Raw genomic sequence first — 7,158 nt, 5'->3', positions numbered from 1 at the left:
TAATCCATCAATTCCTTCTTCTAATTCTACGAAAATACCAAAGTTTGTAAAGTTTCTAACGATACCTGTATGTTTAGAACCTACTGGGTATTTAGAAGTAATGTCAGTCCATGGATCTTGAGTCAATTGTTTGATACCTAATGACATTTTACGGTCATCTCTATCTAAAGTTAAGATAACAGCTTCAACAACATCTCCAACTTTTACGAAATCCTGTGCAGAACGTAAATGAGTAGACCATGACATTTCAGAAACGTGGATTAAACCTTCAACACCTTCAGCAACTTCGATAAATGCACCGTAATCAGCGATTACAACTACTTTACCTTTTACTTTATCACCAATGTTTAAGTTAGCATCTAAAGCATCCCATGGGTGAGCGTTTAATTGTTTCAATCCTAATTGAATTCTTGTTTTCTCATCATCGAAATCAAGGATTACAACGTTTAATTTTTGGTCTAATTCAAGAACTTCACTTGGGTGGTTAATACGACTCCAAGAAAGGTCAGTAATGTGAATTAATCCATCAACACCACCTAAATCAATAAACACACCATAAGAAGTAATGTTTTTAACAACACCTTCTAATACTTGTCCTTTTTGTAATTGACCGATAATTTCTTTTTTCTGTACTTCGATATCTGCTTCAATAAGCGCTTTATGAGATACAACAACGTTTTTGAATTCGTGGTTAATTTTTACCACTTTGAATTCCATCATTTTGTTTACATATACATCGTAGTCTCTAATTGGCTTAACATCAATTTGAGAACCAGGTAAGAAAGCTTCAATTCCGAAAACGTCAACGATCATACCACCTTTAGTTCTGCATTTTACAAAACCATTAACGATTTCTCCTGTTTCATTTGCAGAAATAACTCTATCCCATGATTTAATAGTACGTGCTTTTCTGTGAGATAATACTAATTGACCTGTTTTATCCTCACGGATGTCAATTAATACTTCTACTTTGTCACCAACTTTTAAGTTTGGGTTGTAACGGAATTCGTTTAAAGAAATAACACCTTCCGATTTTGCGTTGATATCAACGATAACGTCTCTATCTGTAATTCTAACAACTACACCTTCAACTACTTCTTCTTGATCTGTAGCGATGAAAGTTTTTGATACTAAGTCTTCGAATTCTTGTAAGTTTTTCTCATCTACTGCATCGATACCTTCTTCGAAGTTATGCCAGTTAAAATTTGCTAAAAACTCTTCTTGTGATTTTAATTGTTCAGACATGCTGATAAAAAATTTGTATTCTGTTTTTCTTGAGTTTCACAAAGCGATAGAAAAAACAGAAGTTGTTTTACATAAATAGTTGATACCTAAAGGAAACTCTTCTCTGCCAAAAGGTTTGCAAAATTAATACATTTATTTGTAATAGCAAAACAATTCTAAATGATTATCAGTGTATTGTTCAGGAGCAGAAAATTTAAGGGTTTTCAAGACCTGAAGTCCCGCTTTCGCCTATATCTTTTATGGCTCCCGAAGCCTCGGGACCGCCATAAAAGGATACCTGCTCTATCGGGGCTAAATTAGAGGTTTAGTAATTTTTAAGAACTTTGTATTTCAAACCCGACAGGTTTTTGAAACCTGTCGGGTTACTTGGGTAATTATCTTTGTCAAAGTTTTTTAAGAAACTTGTAGATTTTGATTTTCAATTTTAACATTAAAGCTAATCTCGGCTTTTAATGCTTTAAAAACTTTAATAATTGTATCTATTGTCGCGCTATTTGTACTGCTTTCTAATTTAGAAATTTGAGCCTTTTTAACTCCAATTAGTTCTCCCAATTGTTCTTGAGTTAAATTTCTCTCTTTTCTGGCAGTTTTAATCATCCTTCCCAGAATTTCCATATTAAGCTCATATTCATATTGATCTCTATCTGTTGTACCAATTTCTCCAATATATCGATCTTTCATTTCAGAAAGAGAGTATGACTTAATTGCCGTCTTTTTTTTCATGATTTTTTTTTTACTTATTTTCAAAATAATGATTTCTTATTTTCTTAGCTCTTTCAATCTCGTCAAGAGGAATCTTATCTACTTTTTTCAGAAAGCCGTGAGTAGCAAAAACAAAAGTTTGTTTATTATCCGTTTTGTCCCAAAATGCCAATAATCTAATTTAAACACCACCAACTCTCACTCTAAATTCCCAAATATCATCTTTAAATTTTTTAAACAATCTTGGATCGTGATTTTTTGTGCTAAATCAATATTATATAAAAGTTTAGTTATCGTTTTTTTTGTCAAGCTTCGACATAAATTCCTCGGCTTCTTTTAAAAACTTGGTTTCAAAGTATTTCATTCAAATTTAGATATAACAAAAACACCACAAAAGTTTCTAAATTTAGAAGCTTTTGTGGTATTTTTTATATTTGTTAAAATTACAGATTTTACAGATCTGTAATTATATTTTTTTAATGACTCAATTTCTCTATTTCCTTAGGATCATGTTTATGTTTAAACAAAACTGCAAAAGCAATAGCAATAACCAAAGCGTAAGCTGCGAATGACAACCAGATCGTATGCCAGTCTTTCATTAAAATTGGATTTGTAAAAATTCCATCTGTTGAAATTGCATTTCCTTGTCCTTTAACAAAATCCAACATTTTAGAGTTTGTCGTATCTGTTTGCAAAAATCCCGCTAATTCAGCGGTATTATGAAATGATTTTGTAAAAAAACGATCGATTGCCCAGCCGGAAGTTAAACTTCCTAAAACTGCTCCTACTCCATTTGTCATCATCATAAATAATCCTTGTGCTGATGAACGTATTTTAGAATCGGTATTGCTTTCTACGAATAACGAACCAGAGATATTAAAGAAATCAAATGCCATTCCGTAAACAATACAAGACATAATAATCATCCATAAACCACCTACAGGATCTCCAAAAGCAAATAATCCGAAACGTAAAACCCAAGCCAGCATACTGATCAACATTACTTGTTTGATTCCAAAGCGTCTTAAGAAAAACGGAATCGCTAAAATAAACAAGGTCTCAGAAACCTGAGAAATCGACATAATAATGGTCGAATATTTAATTACAAATGAATCTGCATATTTGGGAAAATGTTTAAATTCATCTAAAAACACATCTCCGTACGCATTTGTTAATTGTAAAGCGCCTCCTAAAAACATAGAAAATACAAAAAACAAAGCCATTTTATAATTTCCAAATAACTTAAAAGCTTCTAATCCTAAAGTTTCCACTAATGTAGCATCTTCTTTAGTCAATCGCTGTGGTTGACATTTTGGTAATGTAAAAGCATAAACTCCAAGAATTAACGCACCAACTCCAGCAATATAAAACTGATATTCAGTTGCTTTACTTCCGCTTAGATTGGTAATCCACATTGCTGCAATAAATCCAATTGTTCCCCAAACCCGAATTGGCGGAAAATCTTTTACAATGTTTTTATTATTTAATTTAAGCGAGGTATATGAAATTGAATTACTCAAAGCAATTGTTGGCATATAGCAGCACATTGCAGCAAACATTACATATATAAAATTATCCGGTGTAGTAACTTGTGCGATACCAAATAAAACTATTGCATAAATTATATGCAAAAAGCCATATAATTTTTCAGCATTTATCCATCTGTCGGCAATAATTCCCGTTAATGTGGGCATAAATAAAGAAGCAATTCCCATGGTTCCAAAAACAAGACCAAACTGAGTTCCTTCCCAATTTTTAGTTCCAAACCAATAATTTCCAATTGTTATAAGCCAGGCTCCCCAAACAAAAAATTGAAGAAAGCTCATTATAATCAACCTGTTTTTAATTCCCATATGATGAAATTGTCTTTAAAATAAATGAAGCGGTAAAACTACCATTAAAAATGAAATCTGCAAAAAATTAAACTGTTTTAACAACATCATTTATTAATTCTAAAACAGCCGCAAATTGTTCCTCTCTATTTAAGTAGGAATTATCTATTTCTATTGCGTCATCTGCTATAATAAGAGGAGAATCTGCGCGATGTGTGTCAATATAATCTCTTTCAACTACATTTTTCAAAACATCTTCATAAGATACGTCATCACCTTTTTGCTGTAATTCATCAAAACGTCTTTGCGCGCGTGTTTCGGCACTTGCGGTCATGAAAATTTTAAGTTCAGCATCAGGAAAAACAACGGTTCCTATATCCCTACCGTCCATAACTATAGCTTTATTTTTTCCCATTTCCTGTTGCTGTTCTACTAATTTAGAACGCACTTCAGAAATTTCCGCTACTTTACTTACGAAGTTAGAAACCTCAATAGTTCTAATTTGTTTTTCGACATTTTCATCATTCAGATACATTTCAGCAAAACCTAAATCGGCATTGAATTTAAACTCTAGCTGAATTTTTGGCAAAGCCTGAACTAAAGCAGTTTTATCAAAAAAATCAGTTCCTATAAGCTGATTCTGCATGGCATAATACGCAACTGCGCGGTACATTGCTCCTGTATCTACATATACATATTCTAGCTCTTTAGCCAATTGTTTTGCCAAAGTACTTTTTCCTGTTGATGAAAACCCATCAATAGCAACGGTAATTTTTTTCAAAATGGTAATTTTAAATTTTATTGATTTTTATTGTATGCGTAGTTTTTTATTCTAATGTCAACAAAAAAAGCAATTTTAGTATTGCATTTAGATCAACACTAATCTTGTTTCTTATTTCGCTTATTCTCATATTCATTTTTTCTAAACTGAATATCTTCATATAATTATTGGAAATTTAAGATTAGACCAAAAAGACTTGTATTAGCTGCCAATGTATATCTTGAATACGAATAATTAAACTTTAATTTATTCATTCTTAAACCAAATCCTAAAGATATTCCTGAAAAATTACGTTGTTCATCAACTCTTAATTCTTCTCCTCTTCTAAAATTATATCCCAAACGTAAATTAAATGCTTTCTGGGGAAAAAGTTCTAAACCCATAACAACATGTCGCAAAGCATTATTTACAAACGAAACTTTTTCATTACTTGTAGATCCATCAATATTGGTTTCTCCACGAACGGGATTTGAAAATGAAATATTCCATTGCTGCAAATTCTCTAAGGAAAGATGCCAACGAATGGGTACATGTTCTAATTCTTGTGAAACACCGGCAATAATTTCAAACGGCAATTTTTCCTGTATTCCTGAATAGGTCGTAAATTGTGTTCCTATATTACGAATTACCAGTGCTAAATTTATATCATTTTTTTCAATTATATACAAAAACCCTAAATCTACAGCTCCACCAATAGAATTATAACTTTCTAAAGTTGAAGTTATTAACTTGACGTTTGCACCAACATGTATATCTGTGTAAGGAATATTATAAGCATAACCTAATGAAAGCGCGCCTTCACTACCCGTAAAATCTGAAGTTGCCTGACCATTTTCATCATAACCTTCAAATGAACCATAATTAACATAACTTACTCCGGCATAAAATGTCTGCACATGTCTGTCATAAGTATAGGCATATGAAGCAGTTCCATAAGAAGCTTCTCCGTAATAATTACCATAATTCATTGCCAGATGATTGTCCATATCTACGTTTAAAGCTGCCGGATTAGACATCACCTGATTGACATCTTCATCATAAATGGTTATGTTTTTTCCTCCTAACGCTGCCTGCCTTGGAGAAGTCGTTAAATTAAGAAATTGATAGGTGTAGCGCCCTCCAATTTGTCCGAAAGAAACCGAACAAACCAACAACAATAAAAATAAAACAAGTTGTTTAAACATGCATTTCAGGCGTTCCTATATGGGAATAACGCAGTTGCGAAGATAAAATTATATAGCTTATAAAAAAATAAAAAAATGAAATTCCAAATTCCAAAAGCTGCGATTGCAGAATTGGGATTTGGAATCTCATTTTTAGGATTTCCGTTGAAATTTATTTTAATGTTTTTGCATTTTTTGCATTTTGATCTGTCAAAGCTAAAGCCAAAACTTCACTCATTTCTTTTACATAATGAAAAGTAAGACCTTCTAAATATTCTGCTTTAATTTCATCAATATCACTTTTGTTTTCATGACACAAAATGATTTCTTTAATATTAGCTCTTTTTGCAGCTAAGATTTTTTCTTTGATTCCGCCAACAGGTAAAACTTTACCACGAAGCGTGATCTCGCCTGTCATTGCTAAACTTTTCTTTACTTTCTTTTGAGTCAATAATGAAACTAAAGAAGTTAACATTGCAATACCGGCACTTGGTCCGTCTTTTGGCGTAGCACCTTCAGGAACGTGTAAGTGAATATTATATTTTTGGAATAACTCAACGCCCAATCCTAATTTTTTAGCATTTGCTTTGATATATTCTAATGCAATTGTAGCCGATTCTTTCATGACATTACCAAGATTTCCTGTAATAGTCAATGAACCTTTTCCTTCGGATATTAATGATTCAATAAACAAAATATCACCTCCAACGCTTGTCCAGGCTAAACCTGTAACAACTCCGGCAACATCATTGTTTTCGTATTTATCGCGTTCTAATCTTGGTACACCTAAAACTTTTAGGATATCTTCGTCAGTTACTTTTTTATTGTACTCCTCTTCCATCGCAACTGATTTTGCAGCATTACGAATTACCTGAGCAATTTTAGTTTCCAGATTACGAACTCCGGATTCACGTGTATAACCTTCAACAATTTTCTCTAATTGTTTTTTGCCAATCGTTAAATCTTTAGTTGTTAATCCGTGTGCTTCTAATTGTTTTGGGAAAAGGTGTCTTTTTGCAATTTCTACTTTTTCTTCAATGGTATAACCAGACATTTTTATGACTTCCATTCTGTCTTTTAGCGCAGGCTGGATATTTGCCATGTTGTTTGATGTTGCAATAAACATAACTTTAGATAAATCGTAACCCATTTCTAGGAAATTATCGTAAAACGAATTGTTTTGCTCCGGATCTAAAACTTCTAACAATGCTGATGACGGATCGCCCTGATTGCTATTGGATAATTTATCGATTTCATCAAGTACAAATACTGGATTTGATGTTCCAGCTTTTTTCAAACTCTGAATAATCCTTCCAGGCATGGCGCCAATATATGTTTTTCGGTGACCGCGAATTTCGGCTTCATCTCGAAGTCCACCAAGTGAAATCCTAACATATTCTCGTCCTAATGCTTCGGCTACGGATTTCCCAATTGA

The 7,158-nt window shown here is 32.6% G+C and carries 6 protein-coding genes; all 6 read right to left on the bottom strand.

Annotated features, from left to right (window positions below; genetic code table 11):
- Positions 1 to 1,245, bottom strand: a 1,245-nt coding sequence (locus ACHZDT_RS20325; RefSeq protein ID WP_394776528.1) for a 30S ribosomal protein S1, incomplete at its 3' end; no start/stop codon positions are given.
- 393 nt (positions 1,246 to 1,638) lie between these two features.
- Positions 1,639 to 1,968, bottom strand: coding sequence for a helix-turn-helix domain-containing protein (locus ACHZDT_RS20320; RefSeq protein ID WP_394776527.1), 330 nt, complete (start codon positions 1,966 to 1,968; stop codon positions 1,639 to 1,641).
- A 455-nt stretch (positions 1,969 to 2,423) separates the two neighbouring features.
- Complete coding sequence (locus tag ACHZDT_RS20315) at positions 2,424 to 3,800, bottom strand: nucleoside permease (protein ID WP_394776526.1); 1,377 nt, start codon at positions 3,798 to 3,800, stop codon at positions 2,424 to 2,426.
- A gap of 67 nt (positions 3,801 to 3,867) precedes the next feature.
- Entirely contained in the window at positions 3,868 to 4,560 is a 693-nt protein-coding gene (cmk, locus tag ACHZDT_RS20310) for a (d)CMP kinase (RefSeq protein ID WP_394776525.1), read from the bottom strand.
- 164 nt (positions 4,561 to 4,724) lie between these two features.
- Entirely contained in the window at positions 4,725 to 5,744 is a 1,020-nt protein-coding gene (gene porQ, locus ACHZDT_RS20305) for a type IX secretion system protein PorQ (protein ID WP_394776524.1), read from the bottom strand.
- 151 nt (positions 5,745 to 5,895) lie between these two features.
- Positions 5,896 to 7,158: endopeptidase La (gene lon / locus ACHZDT_RS20300; RefSeq protein ID WP_394776523.1), on the bottom strand; the 1,263-nt coding region annotated here is incomplete at its 5' end.

This window comes from Flavobacterium sp. (assembly GCF_043722275.1).
Taxonomy (GTDB): domain Bacteria; phylum Bacteroidota; class Bacteroidia; order Flavobacteriales; family Flavobacteriaceae; genus Flavobacterium.
The sequence above is the reverse complement of the archived record's forward strand: the minus strand, read 5'-3'. Positions and strand labels throughout refer to the sequence as shown.